19 protein-coding genes are annotated in these 20,423 nt (G+C 45.7%); all 19 read left to right on the top strand.

The annotated features are described in order from the left end of the window. The first annotated feature begins 13 nt into the window (after nt 1-13). The 19 genes from LKD36_RS01710 to rpoN all read left to right on the top strand — a co-directional run bounded on the left by LKD36_RS01710 (nt 14) and on the right by rpoN (nt 20,420). Nucleotides 14-1,534 carry a tripartite tricarboxylate transporter permease gene (locus LKD36_RS01710; protein ID WP_118768902.1) on the top strand — a complete coding sequence of 507 codons (1,521 nt, stop codon included), beginning with the start codon at nt 14-16 and terminating at the stop codon, nt 1,532-1,534. 16 nt (nt 1,535-1,550) lie between these two features. After that, entirely contained in the window at nt 1,551-2,543 is a 993-nt protein-coding gene (locus LKD36_RS01705) for a Bug family tripartite tricarboxylate transporter substrate binding protein (RefSeq protein ID WP_118768903.1), read from the top strand. 327 nt (nt 2,544-2,870) lie between these two features. Then, entirely contained in the window at nt 2,871-3,890 is a 1,020-nt protein-coding gene (locus LKD36_RS01700) for a 4-hydroxythreonine-4-phosphate dehydrogenase PdxA (protein WP_308458427.1), read from the top strand. A gap of 386 nt (nt 3,891-4,276) precedes the next feature. Continuing rightward, nucleotides 4,277-4,723: a tripartite tricarboxylate transporter TctB family protein gene (locus LKD36_RS01695; RefSeq protein WP_118768905.1), complete on the top strand. Its 447-nt coding sequence runs from the start codon at nt 4,277-4,279 to the stop codon at nt 4,721-4,723. Between the two features lie 14 nt (nt 4,724-4,737). Then, nucleotides 4,738-6,258, top strand: a complete 1,521-nt coding sequence (locus LKD36_RS01690) for a tripartite tricarboxylate transporter permease (RefSeq protein WP_118768906.1) — start codon at nt 4,738-4,740, stop codon at nt 6,256-6,258. A 55-nt stretch (nt 6,259-6,313) separates the two neighbouring features. Next, complete coding sequence (locus LKD36_RS01685) at nt 6,314-7,303, top strand: tripartite tricarboxylate transporter substrate-binding protein (RefSeq protein ID WP_308458426.1); 990 nt, start codon at nt 6,314-6,316, stop codon at nt 7,301-7,303. A gap of 320 nt (nt 7,304-7,623) precedes the next feature. After that, the gene (locus LKD36_RS01680) at nt 7,624-8,463 is read left to right on the top strand and encodes a sugar phosphate isomerase/epimerase family protein (RefSeq protein WP_118768908.1); all 840 of its coding nucleotides are present in this window, start codon (nt 7,624-7,626) and stop codon (nt 8,461-8,463) included. Between the two features lie 9 nt (nt 8,464-8,472). Further along, nucleotides 8,473-9,132: an aspartate/glutamate racemase family protein gene (locus LKD36_RS01675; protein ID WP_118768909.1), complete on the top strand. Its 660-nt coding sequence runs from the start codon at nt 8,473-8,475 to the stop codon at nt 9,130-9,132. Nucleotides 9,133-9,151: 19 nt separating this feature from the next. Then, nucleotides 9,152-9,979 carry a transketolase gene (locus LKD36_RS01670; RefSeq protein ID WP_308458425.1) on the top strand — a complete coding sequence of 276 codons (828 nt, stop codon included), beginning with the start codon at nt 9,152-9,154 and terminating at the stop codon, nt 9,977-9,979. Continuing rightward, nucleotides 9,979-10,914: a transketolase family protein gene (locus LKD36_RS01665; RefSeq protein ID WP_308458424.1), complete on the top strand. Its 936-nt coding sequence runs from the start codon at nt 9,979-9,981 to the stop codon at nt 10,912-10,914. The genes LKD36_RS01670 and LKD36_RS01665 overlap by 1 nt, the downstream gene beginning before the upstream one ends. Before the next feature lie 76 nt (nt 10,915-10,990). Further along, on the top strand, nt 10,991-11,902 hold the full coding sequence (locus LKD36_RS01660) for a TIM barrel protein (RefSeq protein ID WP_308458423.1): 912 nt from the start codon (nt 10,991-10,993) through the stop codon (nt 11,900-11,902). Between the two features lie 37 nt (nt 11,903-11,939). Beyond that, on the top strand, nt 11,940-12,836 hold the full coding sequence (locus tag LKD36_RS01655) for a sugar phosphate isomerase/epimerase family protein (RefSeq protein WP_308458422.1): 897 nt from the start codon (nt 11,940-11,942) through the stop codon (nt 12,834-12,836). 50 nt (nt 12,837-12,886) lie between these two features. Further along, complete coding sequence (locus tag LKD36_RS01650; protein ID WP_118768914.1) at nt 12,887-13,852, top strand: D-2-hydroxyacid dehydrogenase; 966 nt, start codon at nt 12,887-12,889, stop codon at nt 13,850-13,852. 200 nt (nt 13,853-14,052) lie between these two features. After that, nucleotides 14,053-15,897: a sigma 54-interacting transcriptional regulator gene (locus LKD36_RS01645; RefSeq protein WP_308458421.1), complete on the top strand. Its 1,845-nt coding sequence runs from the start codon at nt 14,053-14,055 to the stop codon at nt 15,895-15,897. Nucleotides 15,898-15,923: 26 nt separating this feature from the next. Beyond that, nucleotides 15,924-17,060 carry a glycerate kinase family protein gene (locus LKD36_RS01640; RefSeq protein ID WP_308458420.1) on the top strand — a complete coding sequence of 379 codons (1,137 nt, stop codon included), beginning with the start codon at nt 15,924-15,926 and terminating at the stop codon, nt 17,058-17,060. A gap of 29 nt (nt 17,061-17,089) precedes the next feature. Further along, nucleotides 17,090-17,896: an MBL fold metallo-hydrolase gene (locus LKD36_RS01635; RefSeq protein WP_118768917.1), complete on the top strand. Its 807-nt coding sequence runs from the start codon at nt 17,090-17,092 to the stop codon at nt 17,894-17,896. Nucleotides 17,897-17,965: 69 nt separating this feature from the next. Then, nucleotides 17,966-18,523 (top strand): chromate transporter, encoded by a 558-nt coding sequence (locus LKD36_RS01630; RefSeq protein ID WP_118768918.1) that lies wholly within the window; start codon nt 17,966-17,968, stop codon nt 18,521-18,523. Beyond that, complete coding sequence (locus LKD36_RS01625) at nt 18,510-19,040, top strand: chromate transporter (protein ID WP_118768919.1); 531 nt, start codon at nt 18,510-18,512, stop codon at nt 19,038-19,040. Before LKD36_RS01630 ends, LKD36_RS01625 begins: the two co-directional genes overlap by 14 nt. A 36-nt stretch (nt 19,041-19,076) precedes the next feature. Next, nucleotides 19,077-20,420 carry an RNA polymerase factor sigma-54 gene (rpoN, locus tag LKD36_RS01620; protein ID WP_308458419.1) on the top strand — a complete coding sequence of 448 codons (1,344 nt, stop codon included), beginning with the start codon at nt 19,077-19,079 and terminating at the stop codon, nt 20,418-20,420. The last annotated feature ends 3 nt before the right edge of the window (nt 20,421-20,423 follow it).

Genomic DNA, 20,423 nt, shown 5'->3' with positions numbered 1-20,423 from the left:
GGGAGGAATGAATATGGAACATTTTGCGTTACTGATTCAGGGATTTGGTACGGCACTGACCCCTATGAATGTCGGGGCCTGTATGCTTGGCGCGATACTTGGACTGATTGTAGGCGCTATGCCTGGAATTGGATCTCTGGCCGGAGTGGCACTGCTGCTTCCACTGACTTACAAATTTAACCCGGCAACAGCAATTATTATGCTGGGTGCACTCTATTACTCCAATATGTATGGCGGCAGTTTCAGTGCGATTCTTTTAAATATTCCGGGAGATTCGCCGGCAGTATGTACTACGCTGGATGGATATCCGATGGCAACAAAAAGAAAACGTCCGGGTCAGGCGCTTCTGACAGCTAATATGGCATCCTGCATTGGCGGTACGATTGGTATGATTATCCTGACCTTTACAGGACCTGGACTTGCCAATCTGGGATTGAAATTCGGCCCGTCAGAGATGACAGCCATCCTTCTGATTGCCATGACTTCTATCAGCTGGCTGGTAGGAGAAAATCCGATCAAGGGTGTAGTCATCACCTGCTTTGGTATTCTGCTGGCAAGTATGGGAATGGATACACTGTCAGGTGCTCCAAGATATGAATTTGGAAATATGTATCTTTTGGGAGGAATTCCGTTTACACCGTTTGTTATCGGTGCGGTAGGTTTTGCACAGGTCATCAATCTAATCAATGACCGGAATTCTGATAATGAAAAACGTGCAGATGCGGCAAAAAATGATATGAAACTTTCAATCAGAGGCTCTCTGTTGACAGGACACGATTTTAAGCGCCTTCTGCCTCCGGCTCTCCGCTCTGGCGTGATGGGTACTTTTATCGGAGTGCTTCCGGGTGCAGGTGCAACAACAGGTTCCTTTATGGGATATGCGGTTCAGAAGAAATTCAAGAGTGAAGAACCTCTGGGAACTGGTGCGATCGAGGGTATTGCTGCGGCTGAGGCCGCCAACAATGCTGCGGCAGCAGGTGCGTTTGCCCCGCTTCTGGCACTTGGTATTCCGGGATCTGGAACTGGTGCAGTTCTTCTTGGCGGTCTGATGATGTGGGGACTGGCTCCTGGACCACTTCTTTTTGAAAATGAGCCGGAATTCTGCTGGGGATTGATTGCATCCTTGTATCTGGCAAATATCTTCACTTTACTGGTGGCAATTTGTATCATTCCTTTCCTGATTCAGATATTGTCTGTACCGGTAAAATATATGATTCCGATTATTACGGTAGTTTGTGTGGTTGGCGCTTACAGTACCAGTAATTCCATGTATGGAGTTATCGTGATGTTTGTATCTGGTGTAGTTGGATATCTTCTGAATAAGAATAATTTCCCGGCAGCGCCGATGCTTTTATCTTTTGTACTGGCTCCGCTTCTGGAAGACAATATGAGAAAAGCATTCATCCTGTCCGGCGGCAGCCTGGGTATTTTCTTTACCAGACCGATCACCTGCGTTCTGATGATTGTTTTCCTTGGAATTATTCTGGCATCTGTGCTTCGTCCGATGCTTGCAAAACGAAAAGCAGCAAAATAAAAGGGGGTATTTTAATATGAAAAAGAAACTTGTGGCAACTGTACTGGCTGGAGTAATGGCGCTTTCTGTGGCGATGACCGGATGTGGAAGCAGCAGTGATACGGCGGATGGAACTTTTACACCGACGAAGAGCATTCAGTGGATGTGTACTTCTTCTGCGGGAGGCGGATCTGACATCTTTACCCGTATGATAGGGGATATCATGACAACCAATGGAATGGTCAATGACCAGACGATTGTGGTTACTAATAAAACAGACGGTGCAGGAGAAGTCGGCCGTAATGAAGTGGCAATGATGAAGAAAAATCCGGATTATCAGCTGTTGACGTTTAACAGTGGTGACCTGATGCCGATGGTGGAAAACACGAAAAACCGTTCCTCTAATTTCCGGATTCTGGCTATTATGGCAGTGGATAAACAGCTTTTATTCAAAGGCGCCGGTGCAAAATATGACACATTTGCGGATGTGATCAATGCGGTGGAAAATGGCGAAAAAGTGGTAATTGGCGGTTCCAAGGGAGATGATATTGCGACTTATCAGGCATTGGTTGCAGAACTTGGTGTATCTGAAGATAATCTGACGTATATTACCTATGATTCTACTGGTGATGCAATTACGGCAGCCCTTGGCGGACATGTGGAGTATGTGATCTCCAAACCGGCAGCTGCATCAGAATATGTGACCGCAGGTTCCCTGGTGCCGATCCTTGCATTCTCCACGGAGAGATATACGGGAGATCTGGCAGATGCTCCGACTTTAAGCGAAGTGGGAGATTATAATGATGTGGAAGTTCCGGTATGGCGTGGTGTAGCGGCACCTGCAGCCATGAGTGATGCTGCTGTCCAGTACTGGTCAGATACTTTGAAAGCAGTTTCCGAGACAGAACAGTGGAAGACAGAGTATATTGAGGCAAATAAACTGATCGAGGAATATATGGATACAGCTGCTGCGACAGATTATGTGACGCAGTATGAAGCTGATTACCTGGCAAAAAAAGGCCTTCAGTAAAAAGAACAGAAAGTCCGGTTGGAAACGATCGGACTTTTCCTTTTGAAATGGATTTTGAGAGAAACGTTTTGAACAAAATGAAACAGAATGAAATATACACAACTGTTTCAAAAGAAAAAATGCACAAAATATTCTTGAATTTTGAGAAAAACTATCGAAAATGACGGGAACGTTCATTGACGTTGAGTGAAAGATCGACTAAAATGAAAAAATAAACAGGAAAATAATTATGTATTGGAAGTTGGCACAGAGCTTGCTTAATAAAAGGGTAGAGAATAAATGCTATTATAAATAAAGCATTATATTTAAGAAGGAGGATTAGTAATTATGGCAACAAAACCAGTAATTGGCGTGCTTCTGGGTGACGCTGCAGGCGTAGGCCCGGAGCTTGTGGCAAAATGTGCAGCTGCAAATTTCTATGAGGAGTACTGCAGACCGGTAATTATCGGAGACCTGCGTGTGTTCGAACGTGCACTGAAAGTAATCGGCGCAGAGGATAAGGTAAAAGTGCAGGTTATCTCTGATGTGGATGAAGCTGACTGGAGCAAAGGACTTCCGGTACTGGATCAGAAGAACCTGGATCCGGAGAAAGTTCCGTTTGCAACCAAGACGGTAGAGAGCGGAAAAGCTTGCCTGGATATGCTGAAACTTGGCGTAGAACTGTGGCAGGCAGGAAAAATCGGCGGATATGTATTTGGACCGCTGAATAAAGCAGGAATGCATGAAGCAGGACTGACCCTTGAGAGCGAGCATCACTATCTGGCTCAGCTTCTTGGACATACAGAGCCGTTTGGCGAGATCAATGTAACTAACGGACTGTACACTACAAGAACTACCAGCCATATTCCGATCTCTCAGGTAAGCCATGATCTGTGTGAGAACGACGGACTTCGGATTAAGAGAGCAATCCGCCTTTCTTACAGAACTCTGACCAGTGCCGGTATCGAGAATCCGAGAATCGGTGTTGCAGCTCTGAACCCGCACTGTGGCGAGAACGGAGACTGCGGACGTGAGGAGATTGATGTAATCAAACCGGCTATTGAGTGGGCTCAGAAAGAGGGCATCAATGCAATGGGTCCGTTCCCGTCTGACATTGTATTCCACAAAGCGTTGGTTAAGAAAGAGTTCGACGGTGTTGTTACCATGTATCATGATCAGGGCCAGATCGCACTGAAACTGATCGGATTCGAGGGAGGAATCACTGTAGCAGGAGGATTCCCGATCCCGATCGTTACCTGTGGACATGGAACTGCATATGATATTGCAGGCAAAGGTACCGTTACCACTGCTTCTTTCGAGAATGCTGTAAAACAGTGTTCTACTATGGCAGCTGTATCTACAAAATAAAATTGCTTCCCTGAAATAGAATAATGATATAGTGCAAAAAGGATCCGGCTTGTCCGGATCCTTTTTGTGCTATCTATGCAGAAAAAGAAATGTTGGAACAAAAATGAAACATAGAAACATTAATATGAAACATGGAACATGTGAAACAAAAGTAGGAAAAGAAAAGCAACAGTGTTCAGAAACTTTGCAACAGGGTTGTACAAAAATTGCAAAACAGGAAAAGAATAAAGGCTAGTTCCTGTGCAGGTTAATCAACTTTGTGTCAAAAACATGTCATTAATTGGAAGAAGACTGTTAAAAGGTTGTGAAGATGGCACAGAAATTGCTATAAAAATAAGTATCAGACCGTTAGAAATACGGATAAACTTTGAAGGAGGAAATGAAAAGTGAAAAAGTTTGGTTCAAAACAGCTGATTCCGCTGGCGATGGCACTTATGGGCATTGTCTTCGCGTTCATAGGATTCACACAGCTGGGATTCTGGGACAAAGAGCCGCAGCCGGGATTTTTCCCGAGCATCATTGCAATTGTAATGGTGATCACAAGTATTGCGGCATTCTTCCAGACACTGAAAGAGGAAGATCAGCCGAAATACAACAAAGATGAGCTGATGGTCATTGCCGGAGGTGCGGCGGTAATTGCAGGAAGCTTCATTGTTGGTATGATCCCGATGATTTTTCTGTTTGTACTGTTCTGGCTGACTGTGATCGAGAAAGGAACCCCGATTCTTCATATTGTAATTATAGAAGCAATCGTGGCAGTAATCGTGCTTGGTGTATTCGCAGGCTGGCTTCAGGTTCAGTTCCCATGGGGACTATTTGAGAACTTCATGTAAAGGGAGAGGATATCATGGAAAATTTTACAATGCTGATTCAGGGGTTTGGAACAGCACTGACTCCGATGAACATCGGTGTCTGCATGCTGGGCGCAATCCTGGGACTGGTCGTAGGCGCGATGCCTGGTATTGGTTCCCTGGCCGGAGTTGCTCTTCTTCTGCCTCTGACTTACAAATTTAATCCGGCAACTGCTATTATCATGCTGGGCGCCCTGTACTATTCCAATATGTACGGCGGAAGCTTCAGTGCCATTCTTTTAAATATCCCGGGTGATTCACCGGCAGTAACGACAACATTGGATGGATATCCGATGGCTACTAAGAGAAAACGTCCTGGTCAGGCACTTCTGACAGCGAACATGGCTTCCTGTATTGGCGGAACCATTGGTATGGTTATCCTGACTTTCATGGGACCTGGTCTTGCAAATCTGGGTCTGAAATTCGGACCTTCAGAGATGACGGCGATTCTTCTGATTGCCATGACTTCCATCAGCTGGCTGGTAGGAGAAAACCCGATTAAAGGTGTAGTAATCACCTGCTTCGGTATCCTTCTTGCAAGTATGGGTATGGATACACTGTCCGGCGCTTCCAGATATGAGTTTGGCAATATGTATCTGCTGGGCGGAATTCCGTTTACTCCGTTTGTTATTGGAGCAGTTGGATTTGCTCAGGTAATCAAACTGATCAATGATCGTGATTCTGACAGCGAGAAGAAAGCAGATTCCGCAAAGAAAGAGATGAAACTTTCTATCCGCGGTTCCATGCTGACGAAACATGATTTCAAGAGACTTCTTCCGCCGGCCCTTCGTTCCGGATTCATGGGAACCTTCATCGGAGTACTTCCGGGTGCAGGTGCAACCACCGGTTCTTTTATGGGATATGCGGTACAGAAGAAGTTTAAGAGTGAAGAACCTCTGGGAACTGGTGCAATTGAAGGTATTGCTGCTTCTGAGGCGGCAAACAATGCAGCAGCAGCAGGTGCATTTGCTCCGCTCCTTGCACTTGGAATTCCTGGATCAGGAACCGGTGCAGTTCTGCTTGGCGGACTGATGATGTGGGGACTTGCTCCCGGACCGCTTCTGTTTGAAAATGAGCCGGATTTCTGCTGGGGTCTGATCGCATCCCTGTATCTGGCAAACATCTTTACCCTGCTGGTAGCAATCTGTATCATTCCGTTCTTGATTCAGATTCTGTCTGTACCGGTAAAATACATGATCCCGATCATCACGGTAGTCTGTGTGGTAGGTGCTTACAGTACCAGCAACTCCATGTACGGCGTTATCGTTATGTTCCTGTCCGGCGTGGTAGGATACCTGCTTGACAAGAATAACTTCCCGGCAGCACCGATGCTTCTGTCCTTCGTACTGGCTCCGCTTCTGGAGAACAATATGCGTAAGGCATTCATCCTGTCCGGCGGAAGCTTAAACATCTTCTTTACAAGACCGATCACCTGCGTACTGATGATCATCTTCCTTGGAATCGTACTGGTATCCGTACTTCGTCCGATTATCATGAAGAAGAAAGCTACAAAATAGAATTCTACCGCAAAGCGGTAAAATAAATATATTCATTTTACAGGAGGGTAATAAAATGAAAAAGAAACTTATGGCAACTGTACTGGCTGGCGTAATGGCAGTTTCCATGCTGGCTACCGGATGTGGCGGCAGCAAGGATATCAAAGATGGTAAATTCACACCGTCCAAATCCATTCAGTGGATGTGTACTTCTTCTGCAGGCGGCGGATCCGATATCTTCACCCGTAAGATCGGTGATATCATGACCGCAGAGAATCTGGTAAACGGACAGACCATCGTAGTTACCAACAAGACTGATGGTGCAGGTGAAGTAGGACGTAATGAAGTTGCTACCATGAAGAATAATGCAGATTACCAGCTGCTTACTTTCAACAGCGGTGACCTGATGCCAATGGTACAGAATACCAAGAACCGTGCTGCTAATTTCCGTATTCTTGCAATTATGGCAGTTGATAAACAGCTTCTGTTCAAAGGCCAGGGTGCAAAATATGACAAATTTGAAGATGTGATCGCTGCTGTACAGAACGGGGAGAAAGTCGTAATCGGCGGATCCAAGGGTGATGATATTGCGACTTATCAGGCACTGGTTGCAGAACTTGGTGTATCTGAAGATAACCTTACCTACATTACCTATGATTCCACTGGCGATGCAATCACTGCAGCACTCGGCGGACATGTAGAGTATGTAATCTCCAAACCGGCAGCAGCTTCCGAGTATGTAGAGGCTGGTTCCCTTGTTCCGATCCTTGCATTCTCTACTGAAAGATACACCGGCAACCTGGCAGATGCTCCAACCTTAAGCGAGCTTGGATACAATGATGTTGAGATCCCGGTATGGCGTGGTGTTGCAGCTCCGGCAGCTATGAGTGATGAAGCAGCAGCATACTGGAGTGAGACTCTGAAAACTGTATCTGAGAGTGATGCATGGAAGACTGAGTATATTGAAGCAAACAAACTGATCCCGAACTACATGGATACAGCAACTGCTACTGAGTATGTTACCCAGTACGAAGCAGACTTTATGGCAGAGAATGGAATTCAGTAAATAATCATACATATTCTTAACAAGTAACAGGAAAAAGGCCCGGATTCTCCGGGCTTTTTTTCTATGTTTTCTGCAGGAAAAGAAATATGGTGTTTCGGAACGAAACTGTTAGAAACATTATGAAACGATAAATGATTCATAATGTCTATAGAAGTTTATAAAAGATTTACTGGGAAATTAAAAAATTGTATGATATAATACATTCGACTGGGCAGATATTATATTCGGAAACAAAAAAAGGAAAATCTGTGGTTGGCACAGATTTTGCTCTATAAAAGGATAAAGCCAATTAGGTAAACAAACAAAAAAGGAGTGAGTGTATGAGGTTATGTTATCAGGTTGCAACACCGGACGTGGCGATTGCTGATTCAGTAACTGCTTACCAGGGACCACTGGAGAAAAGTTTCTCTGATCTGGCAAAACTGGGCTACAAGGGCGTTGAATTGATGACACTGAATCCGTCAGAGCTTGACTGGGACTTCGTGAAGAGCGAGGCAGAGAAAAACGGACTGAAAGTTGTTCTTGTCTGCACCGGTGAGATCTGGGGACAGCTTGGATTGAGCTACACCAGCCCGAAAGCGGAAGTGAGAGCAGAAGCAATCCGCAGATCCAAGGAAATCATTGATTTCGCTGCACATCTGGGTGCAAATATCAACATCGGACGTGTAAGAGGACAGTACTGTGCCGAGCTTACGAAAGAGCAGACGGAAGAGTATGCGGTAAAAGCGTTCCAGGAGCTGGCAGATTATGCGGCACCGAAGAATGTGAAGATTGCACTGGAGACTGTTACGATCATGCAGACGAATTTCATTAATACGTGTGCTGAGGGTGCAGATATGGTAGACCGTGTAAATCGTCCGAATTTCAGACTGATGCTGGATGTATTCCATCTGAATCTGGAGGAGAAGAATCTCTTCGATGCCATCAGACAGTACAGCCCTTATAATATTCATGTACATCTGGCTGATAATAACAGACGTTATCCGGGACATTGCGGACTGGATTTTGAAAAAATCATTTCTACATTTAAAGAATGCGGATATGATGGAGCCTATACTACTGAGATCTTCCAGATTCCAAGTCAGGAAGGTGCAGCAAAAGGAGCAATTGAACATCTGCAGCCGATTTTTGACAAGGTATACGGACCGCAGAATTACTAGGAGGGTGTCATGAAAAGCATTGCATTAATCCATACCGTGAAAACGGTTGCCAATTCTTTTGACCAGACACTGAAGGATTATGTGGGTGAGCCGGTAAAAGTACATAATCTCTGGGATGATTTTCTTGCAAATAATCCAAATGAGATTGGCGAGTTTACGATTGAAAACCGCTGCCGCCTGTATAATGATATTAAATCTGCCGAGATGACGGGTGCTGATATGATCGTTGTGACCTGTTCTACACTGACTCCGGTAGTAAATATGATCCGGCCTTTTATCAAAGTGCCGTTGATTGCAATTGATGATGCCATGGGAAGAAAAGCAGTCACTTACGGTGACCGCATTCTGGTACTTGCCACAGCAGGCAGCACAGAGGTTCCTATGCGCGAAAAGCTGAATGCGGAAGCAGAAAAGCTTGGAAAGAAGATTCAGATCGACTTCCGTGCAAATGCAGAAGCATTCAAAGCTATGAAGGCAGTAGAGATGGACAAGCATGACGCCCTTCTGCTGGAAATGGCAAAAGAGATCTCCGGATATGACTGCGTAGTGCTTGCACAGGCCTCTATGGCACATCTGGACAAAAAGATCGAAGAAATCTGTAAAATTCCTGTCCTGTCAAGTCCTGGACTTTGCCTGGAACAGGTGAAAGAAACATTAAAATCTATTTAAAGAAAAGGAGATTTTGAAAATGACCAACGAAAAGAAACAGGAGTTGGACGCACTCTGCCTGAAATTCAGACGTACTCTGATCGAGATTTTACACGAGAAACAGACCGGACATCCGGGTGGATCTCTTTCTGTATGTGAGATTCTGACAAACCTTTACTTCAATGATGCAAACATCAGCCCGGAGAATATCAATGACAGAAGCCGTGACAAGATCATTCTCTGTAAAGGACATGCAGCTCCGATGCTTTATATCGAGCTTGCTCATAAAGGATTCTTCCCGGTAGAAGAGCTTCATACTCTGCGTGACATCAACAGCCGTCTGCAGGGACATCCGTGTTCAAAAGAGACTCCGGGTGTAGAGGCTTCCACTGGCCCGCTGGGTGCAGGATATCCTCTGGCTCTTGGTGTTGCTCTTGCTGATATGCACGATGACATCGACGCTTATACTTATGCAATCCTTGGTGATGGCGAGATCAATGAGGGCGTTGTATGGGAGACCGCTATGAACGCTTCCAAATTCAAAGCTGACAAACTGATCACTATCCTTGACTGGAACGGTGTACAGCTTGACGGTACCACCGAGCAGATCATGCCGATGGGAGATATTGAGCTGAAATGGAAAGCATTTGGTTACAACACTATCGTATGTGACGGACATGATGTTGCAGCTCTGAGTGCAGCAATCGAGACCGCTAAATCTGTTAAGGGTGTTCCGAGCATCATCCTTGCAAAGACTGTTAAGGGCAAAGGCGTATCCTTCATGGAAGGAAAGAATACATGGCACGGAGCTCCGGTCAAAGATGCAGACTATGAGCAGGCAATGAAAGAGTTAGGAGGAGCACAGTAATGGCTAAAGCGATTCGTGAAGTATATGGAGAAACTATTAAAAAATACGGTGAGCTGAATAAAGATATCGTTGTGCTGGACGCAGACGTATCCGGTTCTACCAAATCTGCTATGTTTGGAAAAGAGTATCCGGACCGTTTCTATAACTGTGGTATCTGTGAGTACGCTATGATGGGTATGGCAGCTGGTATGGCTAAGAGCGGAAAGATCCCGTTCGTTAATACTTTCGCTGTATTCCTGACCACCCTCGGTTCTCTGGCAGCAAGAACTTTCATGTCCTATTCAGGACTTCCGATTAAAATGATGGGCGCTTACGGCGGAATGTCTGATGCATTCGACGGTGCTACTCATCATGCACTGGAAGACATCGCTATGATGAGAACTCTTCCGGGCGTAAACGTTATGGTTGCATCTGACGCTCAGATCACTGACTGGATGGTAAAAACTGCTATCGAAGTTAAGGAGCCGATGTACATCCGTCTTTCCAGAGATGCAGCTCCGGATTGCCATCCGGCAGATGCTAAATTTGAGCTTGGTAAAGGTATGGTAGTAAGAGAAGGTTCTGACGTTACCATTATCGCATGTGGTCTGATGGTAAGTACTGCAATCACTGCTGCTGAGGCACTGGCTGCAAAAGGAATCAGCGCAAGAGTTGTAGATATGTACTGCATCAAACCGATCGACGCTGAGCTGATCGAGAAATGTGCAAAAGAGACCGGTGCTGTTGTTACTGCTGAGGAGCACAGCGTAATCGGTGGTCTTGGCGGAGCAGTTGCTGAGGTTCTTGCAAAAGCAGGATGCGCAGTTCCGACTGAGATGGTTGGTATGCAGGATCGCCACGGCGAGTCTGGTCCGTACAAAGACATCCTTCACAAATATGGAATGGACGCAGAGGCTGTTGCAGCAGCTGCTGAGAAGGCTGTTTCCAGAAAATAATCAGATATCTGTGGGCAGTGCATCTGTACTGCCCTGATATATAGTCTGAACACAGAAAAAAGGAAGGCATTGGAAGATGGAAAAGTCAATGAGAAGATATATGAGAGTCGGAACGATTCTGCATGTATCCTATAAACAGCTGGGATCAGGCGAAGGCCCGATTCTGGAGTGTCTCAAAAAGATCGTAACAGATCCTTATTTTGAAGTCGTGGAAGTGACTCATATGAAGGATGCTGAAGTGCGGAAGGCTGCCGCAGACATGATTGCCCGCGGTCATATGACATCCTCCTATGGCGGACAGGGTCGTATGCTTGGTGCAGGACTCAATATCAATGATCTGAATGAGGAAGGACGCCAGAAGGCTCTTGCTTCTTTAAAGGAAGGTATTGATGAGGCCTATGAAATGGGTGTCGAAGATTTTGCATTTCTGGCGGGAAGATATGAGGAGAAGACGAAAGAGGAATCTTTCCAGGCACTGCTGAAGTCCACCAGAGAACTCTGTGAGTATGCAAAATCCAAAGGCGACATGCCGGTTCTGTGTGAAGTATTTGATTATGATATTGCCAAGAAGTCCCTGATCGGACCGGTGGATATGGTGAAGCGTTATGCGGAGACGATCTGTGCCGAGTACGATAATTTTGGACTGATGGTAGATTTAAGCCATATCCCGATGCTTCATGAGACGATTGAAGAAAGTCTTCTCCCAGTGCAACAATATATCCGTCATGCGCACATGGGAAATACGGTCATCAAGAGTCCGGAATGCCCGGCTTATGGTGATGAACATCCCCGCTTCGGTTTCCCGAACAGTGAAAACGATGTGGAGGAGCTGGCCGCATATCTGCGGCTTCTGCTGAAGATCGGTTTCCTCAATGAGAAGAAACGTCCGATCGTCAGCTTTGAGATTAAGCCATTCGGTGAGGAAGACCCGGAGGTCTGCCTTGCTAATGCAAAGAGAACCCTGGATCTTGCCTGGGAACTCGTATAAAAAATAAACATTACTTTTTAACAGGAGGTTCACTGAAATGAGAGAATCCATTCATAAGTATTTTCAGGTTGGTACTATCCGTTGGATGTCCTTCCCGAACAGAAGTGTTGTAGATCAGGTAAAGAGAGTTGCTGTTGATGATTATTTTGACGCAATCGAGGTTACCAAATGCGCAGATGACGCTGAGAGAGAAGAAGTTAAGAAAATTCTTGAGCAGTCTCATCTGAAAGTCTGCTACGGCGCACAGCCGAGACTTCTCGGACCGAAGCTGAATCCGAACGATATCGACGAAGAGGGCAGAAAGAAAGCAGAAGCTACTCTGATCGAGGCAGTAGATGAGGCTGAGTATCTTGGAGCAAAAGGAATTGCTTTCCTTGCTGGTAAATGGGAAGAGGAGACCAAAGATCAGGCATATGCACAGCTTCTGAAAACTACCCGTAACGTATGTGATTACGCAGCTAAAAAGGGCATGAACGTAGAGCTTGAGGTATTTGACTTTGATATGGACAAAGCTGCTCTTATCGGACCGGCTCCGTATGCTGCAAAATTTGCTGCAGATATGAGAACAACTAACAACAACTTCGGTCTGCTGGTTGACCTGTCTCATTTCCCGACTACTTATGAGACTTCCAAATTCGTTATCCAGACTTTAAGACCGTACATCACACATCTTCATTTCGGAAATGCCGTTGTAGAAGAGGGCAAACCGATGTATGGTGACAAACATCCGCGTCTTGGATATCCGAACAGTGCAAACGATATCCCGCAGCTGGTAGATTTCCTTCAGGTTCTGAAAGAGGAAGGCTTCTTCCGCGCAGATGATCCGCTGGTACTTTCCATGGAAGTTACTCTTGCTCCGGGTGAGGACGACGAGTACGTTCTGGCTAATACCAAGAGATGCCTGAACAGAGCATGGGCATTGGTTGAGGATTAATTTTCAGGTAGCAATAATTTATTATAAATTTTTCAAAGGAGAGGTTAGACATGAAAATCGTAGTATTAGACGGTTACACCGAGAACCCGGGTGACATCAGCTGGGCACCGCTTGAGAAACTTGGAGAGGTTACTGTATATGACAGAACCGCATATGAGGAGTCTCCGCTTATCGCTGAGAGACTTGGTGATGCTGATATCGCTGTTATCAACAAAACTCCGATCAGCAAAGAGACCATCGACAAATGCCCGAATCTGAAAGGTATCGCAGTTCTGGCAACTGGTTACAACGTAGTTGATTATGACTATGCAAAAGAAAAAGGAATTCCGGTAATGAACGTACCGGTATACGGAACTGATAACGTATCTCAGTTCGCTGTATCCCTTCTGCTTGAGGTTTGCTCCCATATCGGACATCACAGTGATTCCGTACATGCTGGTGAGTGGGCAAGCAATGCTGACTGGTGCTACTGGCATTATCCGATGATTGAGGTATCCGGCAAAACTGCAGGTATTATCGGTCTTGGACGTATCGGTGTTAACACCGCAAAGATCCTGAAAGCTATGAATGTAAATGTTATCGCTTACGATGCATTCCAGAGCGAAGCTGGAAAAGCTGTAGCAGAGTATGTTGAGCTGGATGAGCTGCTTGCAAAATCCGATTTCATCTTCCTGCACTGCCCGCTGTTCCCGTCTACTCAGGGAATCATCAACAAAGAGAACATCGCTAAGATGAAAGATGGTGTTATCATCATTAACAACAGCCGTGGTCCGTTGATCGTTGAGCAGGATCTCTATGATGCCCTTGAAAGCGGTAAGGTTGCAGCTGCAGCAGTAGACGTAGTTTCTACTGAGCCGATCAAAGCTGACAACGTACTTCTGAAAGCTAAGAACTGCATCATTACCCCGCACATCTCCTGGGCTACCAAAGAGGCTCGTGAGAGAATTATGCAGACTACTGCAGACAACGTAGAGTCCGTAATCAAAGGTGCTCCGCAGAACGTAGTGAACAAATAATTCCGACAGTTTTTGAAAAAATTTAACATTTTTTCTGCAGAATATACTCGACTGTGGTATACTTACCATAGTTGAGTATATTTCTATGTAGCCATTTTACAGGAAAAAGGGTGCATGGACAGAGTGGAAAGGGTCTGCGGAATATGGTTAAAATCAGGGTTTTTATACCACATTTGGAGTTAAAAGGAATATTTGAGGATGTGGTAAAAAAACTGCCGCAGTATGATGACGTTCAGATAGAGACTACGTATGTGTTTGGAACGCCGGAGGTTCTCGCCCAGAACTGGGATGCGGAGATACTGGTTGCCAGAGGAATGACCCATGATGTACTAAAAGAGTTATTTCCGGAGAAGCATGTAATCAGAATTCAGCTGAGCAGCTTTGATATATTTGATGCACTGGTGCAGTGCCGGCATGAGCATGCCAAAAAAATTGCCCTGTGTATTCATAATATAGAAATTAACTGTCTGAAAGATCTTGAGCAGGCATGCGGAGCATCCATTACCATTTATGATGTGCAGAATGAAATGACGACAGAGGAAGCTGTAAGTAAGGCTCTGGCAGACGGCGCAGACGTTTTTGTCGGAGCAGGTACCATGTGCGGAATCTGTGACCGGATGGGACTAAAGCGTATCCATATCCATACAAAACATGATGCTGTAGAGATTGCCATGATCGAGGCACTCAATACAGCGAGAACGATTAATCTTGAGCGTGCCCGCGCGGATATTATCCGTATTATGCTGAATCACAGTGAGGAGGGTGTCCTTGCTATCAACGGGCAGGGAAAGATTGTGAACATCAACAATCAGGCATACAGAGTGTTCCAGCTGACGACGGTAGGAGAAGTAATCGGACAGCCGGCAGAACCACTGGTGTCTACAGTAGAATGGAAAGATTTTCTTAAAAATAATTCGGAGAAGGAAAAAATTCTCAGAATCAAAGGAAAAGATTATTATGTACAGTACAAACCTCTGAATGAGGAAGAACTGGAGACCGGCGCACTGATCTTCATCAGAAGTACTGACAGGATTATAGAAGAAGAGCGGAAGATCCGTAAAGGACTTTCGGAAAAAGGCCTGACAGCCAAATATACATTTAAGGATATTCTTGGACATAGCAGGGCAATTCGGGAAAATATCCAGATGGCAGAACGCTACAGCAGGGTGAACTCGAATGTACTGATTGTCGGAGAGACCGGTACAGGCAAGGAACTGTTTGCACACAGTATTCATCAGGCAAGTAAACGCAGCAACCAGCCTTTTGTGGCTCTGAACTGTGCGGCACTTCCGGAAAATCTTCTGGAGAGTGAGCTGTTCGGTTACGAGGCGGGAGCCTTTTCCGGTGCGGCAAAAGGTGGAAAAGTAGGACTCTTTGAGCTGGCTCACAGAGGAACGATCTTTCTGGATGAGATAGGAGAGATACCGATTATCCTTCAGGCAAAACTGCTGCGTGTGTTACAAGAAAAAGAGATTCGCCGGATAGGCAGTACCAGTGTACATCCGATTGATGTACGAGTTATATCCGCGACGAACATCAATATAGAAGAAAAAATTAAAGAAGGCCAGTTCAGATCGGACCTCTATTACCGCCTGAACCTGCTGGATATCACGATTCCGCCGCTCCGTGAGCGGAAAGAAGATATTCAGGAACTGGTAGATGCCTATTTGACCAGATTTGCCTGCGAGATGGGAAAGAGCATTCCCAAAGTAACTCCGGAAGCAGCAAGATTGCTCACCGAGCACAGCTGGCCGGGAAATGTGAGAGAACTTCGGAATATCTGTGAACGTCTGATCGTGTTGAATGATACGGATGTGATTGATGCGGAACTGCTCCGCCAGCTGAAAATATTCCGTGAGGATAAATGTTCGGTACACGCAATTTCAGAAGAAGAAGATCCGGATTCCGTATACAGTCGCCTCAAGCCAAAGAAAAAGAAAAAAGATCTGGCAGAGGAGCTGGGAGTCAGCAGGACCACTCTCTGGAGAATGGCAAAACGCCAGAGTGAACTGGAAAAGAAACGTAGAGAACAACAGGAATCCTAAAAGAATAAAAAGATGGAGGATATATAATGAAAGTTGTAATTGCGATTGATTCTCTGAAAGGAAGCATGACTTCCATGGAAGCCGGAAGAGCGATCAAAGAAGGTATTCTGACTGTAGATCCGAGTACAGAAGTAATTGTAAAACCGCTGGCAGACGGTGGAGAGGGAACTACGGAAGCACTTGCAGAAGGCCTTGGTGGAGAGATGATTCACGTTAACGTACATGGCCCGCTGGAAAATCCGGTAGATGCAGCATATGGTATGATCAGTGAGAGTAAGACTGCAATCATGGAGATGGCTGCAGCTGCAGGTATTATCATTGTAGGAAAAGATCTTCGTCCGCTGGATGCAACGACTTACGGCGTTGGTGAGATGATCAAAGATGCAATCGCAAAAGGATGCCGTAACTTTATCATTGGTATCGGCGGAAGCGCAACCAATGACTGTGGAATTGGTATGCTGACTGCTCTTGGATGGGAGTTCCTGGATAAAGATGGCAATCCGGTGGGAATCGGAGCAGGTGCTCTGAAGGATGTTGCTTCTGTAAAATGCGACAAGGTAGTACCGGAACTTACAGAGTGTAACTTCAAGATTGCATGTGATGTTACCAACCCGCTGTGTGGAACGACCGGAGCAACCTATATCTATGGACCGCAGAAAGGCGTTACCGTGGAGATGAGAGATGCACTTGATGCAGATCTGGCTCATTTTGCAGATGTAACAAAAGCAGCACTTGGCACTGATTTCGCAGAGAGCGAGGGAGCAGGAGCCGCAGGTGGACTCGGATTCGCATTTTTAAGCTACCTGAAAGCAGATCTTCAGCCGGGTATTGATCTGGTACTGGATGCAGTAGAGATGGAGAAAGCTATGGAAGGCGCTGATCTGGTTATCACTGGTGAAGGACGTCTGGATGAGCAGACCGCAATGGGTAAGGGCCCAGTAGGTATTGCAAAACTTGGAAAGAAACATGGTGCAAAGACAGTAGCACTGGCAGGTGCCCTGAAAGATGGCTGTGAGGCCTGCAATGATGCCGGTATTGACGCATACTTCCCGATTATCCGTAGAATCATGACTCTGGACGAGGCTATGGACGGAGCAATTGCGAAAGTGAATATGACGAAGACTGCAGAGCAGGTATTTCGTCTGATCAAGGCATTTTGCTAATAAGAACGGAAGACATCAGGAGATACACGATGAAAGAAGAACTGATTTTACTGGGTACCGGTAATGCAACCGTAACCAGATGTTTTAATACTTGTTTTGCCATTAAAAGAGGCGAGGAATATTTTTTGGTGGATACCGGCGGTGGAAACGGAATTATGACGCAGTTGGAAAAAGCCAATATCCCTATGGAAGCTATTCACGAAATTTTCATGAGCCATGAGCATACCGACCACCTGTTGGGTCTGATCTGGCTGATCCGCATGATTGCAACCAAGATGAAAAAAGGACAGTATGTGGGAAATCTCAATATTTACTGTCACGAAGAGCTGAAGCAGACGATTCTGACGATTACAAAGCTGACAGTTCAGGAAAAATTTTATAAAATGATCGGAGAGCGCATTTTCTTCCACCCGGTAGCAGATGGGGAGACGAGAGAAATATTCGGATATCAGGTACAGTTTTTTGATATTCGTTCCACGAAGGCAAAGCAGTTTGGATTTACGCTCAGACTGATGAATGGAAAGAAATTCACGTTCGTAGGTGATGAACCTTATCAGGAGCATGAAAAAGAATATGCGGAAGATGCCGACTGGCTGCTTCATGAAGCATTCTGCCTGTACCGTGACCGGGATATTTACAAACCGTACGAGAAACATCATACAACGGTGAAAGAAGCCTGTGAACATGCGGAAGAGCTGGGAGCAAAGAATCTGATTCTCTATCATACAGAGGATAGAAATCTGGCAGATCGCCGCAGACTTTATACAGAGGAAGGCCGTCAGTACTATCATGGTAATCTGATCGTGCCGGATGATCTGGATCGAATTGAGTTATAATGGTTGACATGGAAGAGGGGCGAAGAAATCAGATTCGCTCCTTTTTTGGCTGTACATTAGGAGAGAGAAATGAAAAATATAAAAAAGGGATTTCAGCTTTTCTGGTTTTTCTTTCGAATCGGTTTTTTCACCTTCGGAGGGGGCTGGAGTATCGTGGCACAGATTCAGAAGGAATTTGTGGCAAAGCGGAAATGGATGACGGAGGAGGAACTTCTGGACACGGTTTCTGTGGGCAGATCACTTCCGGGTCTGATGATTGGAAATGTCAGTTTTATGTTTGGATATCAGAATGGTGGAGTGTTCTGTGCCATAATGTCACTGCTTGGCATCAGTGTTCCGGCGCTTCTGATCATGACAATAGTAACCATGTGCTATACAAAGATCAAGGACAATCTTTATGTGGCGCGCGCCATGACCGGAATCCGTGCAGCAGTCGTGCCGATCATCGGTTCTGCAGGTCTGCGGCTACGAAAAGGTGCATATACGGATAAGCTCTGTTATGGGATCAGCGTCATCATGTTTGTCTGTTGTGCGTTTCTTAACTGGAACTGTGCAGCGCTCATTGTAGCCAGTGCCTGTGTGGGTCTGGTGCTGAAGAGGGAGGTTTTGGAACATGGTGCTTCTTGAGTTATTTATCTCTTTTTTAAAAATTGGATTTACAAGTTTTGGTGGTGTCTCTATGGTGCCGCTGATCAATTCTGAAATGTTAAGTCATGGATGGATGAATGCGCAGGAAGTATCGGATATCGTGGCAATCGCGGAGATGACGCCGGGACCGCTCGGTATGAACAGTTCTACTTTTGCAGGTATCCGGGTGGCAGGAATTCCCGGAGCAATAATTGCGATGCTTGGTATCCTGTTTCCGACACTGACCATCGGATTTGCGGCGGTGGTTTTTTTTCAAAAATTCCGGAAAAGCAGCATCATGAAGAAGATGCTTTATGGAATTCGCCCGGCGGGCATCGGACTGGTCTTTGCGACCATGTTTACGCTGGGGCTCAGCAATTATATGCCAGATGGCGCATTTGACCCGGTCAGCATAATCATCGGTGTCCTGATCGCGCTTCTTATATGGAAAAAAGATACAAGTGTGCCGAAAACCATTGCGATAGCAGCCGTGATGGGGTTATTATTAGTAAGATAACAAGATGCTTTTAGATAAAGGGATGGAGAAATACAAATGGAACTGAGTTACGGAATTACGTTGGAACAGAAGCAGCAGCTTTCTCAGGGACAGATACAGTCACTGGAAGTGCTGGCAATGGACAGTATGGAACTGAACCAGTTTCTCCAGAATGAATATCTGGAAAATCCGCTGCTGGACTACAGCGGAGATCATGGAACGGGTTCTGTGGAAATCAATAAAACATACGAGCAGACCGCGCCGTTTGAAAAGAACTATGAAGAGATGGTGGAGGAAGAGGATCGGCGGCGGAAAGACATTCCCATGCAGGATGCGGATCACGTGAAAAATTATATTCTCTATCAGCTTCCAAGAAATATGTACAATGCCAGACAGTGGAATCTGCTGGAGTATATGGTGGAATGTCTGGATGATACCGGATTTTTCACAACACCGCTGAAAGAGGTGGCAGAGAAGACCGGAATGAGCGAACCGGAGGTGGATCTGGCACTGAAAACATTGCAGGAGCTGGAGCCTTATGGCATTTTTGCTCCGGATCTCCGCCACTGTCTGATGAAACAGCTGGAGATGCAGGGAGACCGGAATTCCACAGCATACCGGATCGTGGAGGAGCATCTGCAGGATGTGGCGGACGGAAAGATCAGCAGTATTTCCAGAAGCATGAAGCTTTCTACTGTCGAAGTACGGAAATGTATTGAGCAGATCGCAAGGCTGAATCCGCGTCCTATGAGTGAATTTGGTACGGAACATGCCGGATATATTGTTCCGGATATTATTTTCCATAAAGAGCATGGGAAATGGGAAATTGAGCTGAACGACGGATGGGTGGAAGACTATCACATCAACGATTATTATCTGAAGATGATGAAGGAAAGCAAAGATCCGGAGCTGAGCGAATATTTCCGGGTCAAACTGGAGAGGATCCGGTTTGTCATGAACAGTATTATGCAGAGGCGCCAGACGATGATGGCAATCTCCGAAGAGATTCTGCGCCGTCAGGAAGAATACCTGGATGGAAAATCTTTCCTGAACCCCATGACCATGACGGACGTGGCAGAGCATATCGGTATCCATACATCCACGGTCAGCCGTGCGATCAAAGGTAAATATATTCAGTATCCTGGCGGAACCACAGTCGTGAAAAACCTGTTCTCAGCTTCCGTGACGATGACGGATGGAGATGTGGCTGTCGGACCGATGCAGATCAAAGAGATGATCAAGGAACTGATCAACGGAGAGGATAAACATAAACCGTACAGCGATCAGGCAATCGTGAAGATACTGAATGAACGGAATATTGATATTTCCAGAAGAGCGGTAGCAAAATACCGGGAAGAACTGGGAATTAAAGGAAGTTTTGACCGAAGAGAGCTTCGGTAACAT

It is taken from the genome of Hominiventricola filiformis, from assembly GCF_020686965.1.
In the GTDB taxonomy this organism is placed as follows: Bacteria; Bacillota; Clostridia; order Lachnospirales; family Lachnospiraceae; genus Hominiventricola; species Hominiventricola filiformis.
This window is presented reverse-complemented; position numbering and strand designations above follow the sequence as displayed.

Excerpts from the sequence above, each read along its gene's own strand:
- LKD36_RS01630 (WP_118768918.1), top strand. The coding sequence starts at position 17,966 with ATGAAAAATATAAAAAAGGGATTTCAGCTTTTCTGGTTTTTCTTTCGA.
- LKD36_RS01650 (WP_118768914.1), top strand. The coding sequence starts at position 12,887 with ATGAAAATCGTAGTATTAGACGGTTACACCGAGAACCCGGGTGACATC.
- LKD36_RS01710 (WP_118768902.1), top strand. The coding sequence starts at position 14 with ATGGAACATTTTGCGTTACTGATTCAGGGATTTGGTACGGCACTGACC.
- LKD36_RS01665 (WP_308458424.1), top strand. The coding sequence starts at position 9,979 with ATGGCTAAAGCGATTCGTGAAGTATATGGAGAAACTATTAAAAAATAC.
- LKD36_RS01685 (WP_308458426.1), top strand. The coding sequence starts at position 6,314 with ATGAAAAAGAAACTTATGGCAACTGTACTGGCTGGCGTAATGGCAGTT.
- LKD36_RS01675 (WP_118768909.1), top strand. The coding sequence starts at position 8,473 with ATGAAAAGCATTGCATTAATCCATACCGTGAAAACGGTTGCCAATTCT.
- LKD36_RS01655 (WP_308458422.1), top strand. The coding sequence starts at position 11,940 with ATGAGAGAATCCATTCATAAGTATTTTCAGGTTGGTACTATCCGTTGG.
- LKD36_RS01670 (WP_308458425.1), top strand. The coding sequence starts at position 9,152 with ATGACCAACGAAAAGAAACAGGAGTTGGACGCACTCTGCCTGAAATTC.
- LKD36_RS01700 (WP_308458427.1), top strand. The coding sequence starts at position 2,871 with ATGGCAACAAAACCAGTAATTGGCGTGCTTCTGGGTGACGCTGCAGGC.
- LKD36_RS01705 (WP_118768903.1), top strand. The coding sequence starts at position 1,551 with ATGAAAAAGAAACTTGTGGCAACTGTACTGGCTGGAGTAATGGCGCTT.
- rpoN (WP_308458419.1), top strand. The coding sequence starts at position 19,077 with ATGGAACTGAGTTACGGAATTACGTTGGAACAGAAGCAGCAGCTTTCT.
- LKD36_RS01635 (WP_118768917.1), top strand. The coding sequence starts at position 17,090 with ATGAAAGAAGAACTGATTTTACTGGGTACCGGTAATGCAACCGTAACC.
- LKD36_RS01640 (WP_308458420.1), top strand. The coding sequence starts at position 15,924 with ATGAAAGTTGTAATTGCGATTGATTCTCTGAAAGGAAGCATGACTTCC.
- LKD36_RS01625 (WP_118768919.1), top strand. The coding sequence starts at position 18,510 with ATGGTGCTTCTTGAGTTATTTATCTCTTTTTTAAAAATTGGATTTACA.
- LKD36_RS01660 (WP_308458423.1), top strand. The coding sequence starts at position 10,991 with ATGGAAAAGTCAATGAGAAGATATATGAGAGTCGGAACGATTCTGCAT.
- LKD36_RS01680 (WP_118768908.1), top strand. The coding sequence starts at position 7,624 with ATGAGGTTATGTTATCAGGTTGCAACACCGGACGTGGCGATTGCTGAT.
- LKD36_RS01690 (WP_118768906.1), top strand. The coding sequence starts at position 4,738 with ATGGAAAATTTTACAATGCTGATTCAGGGGTTTGGAACAGCACTGACT.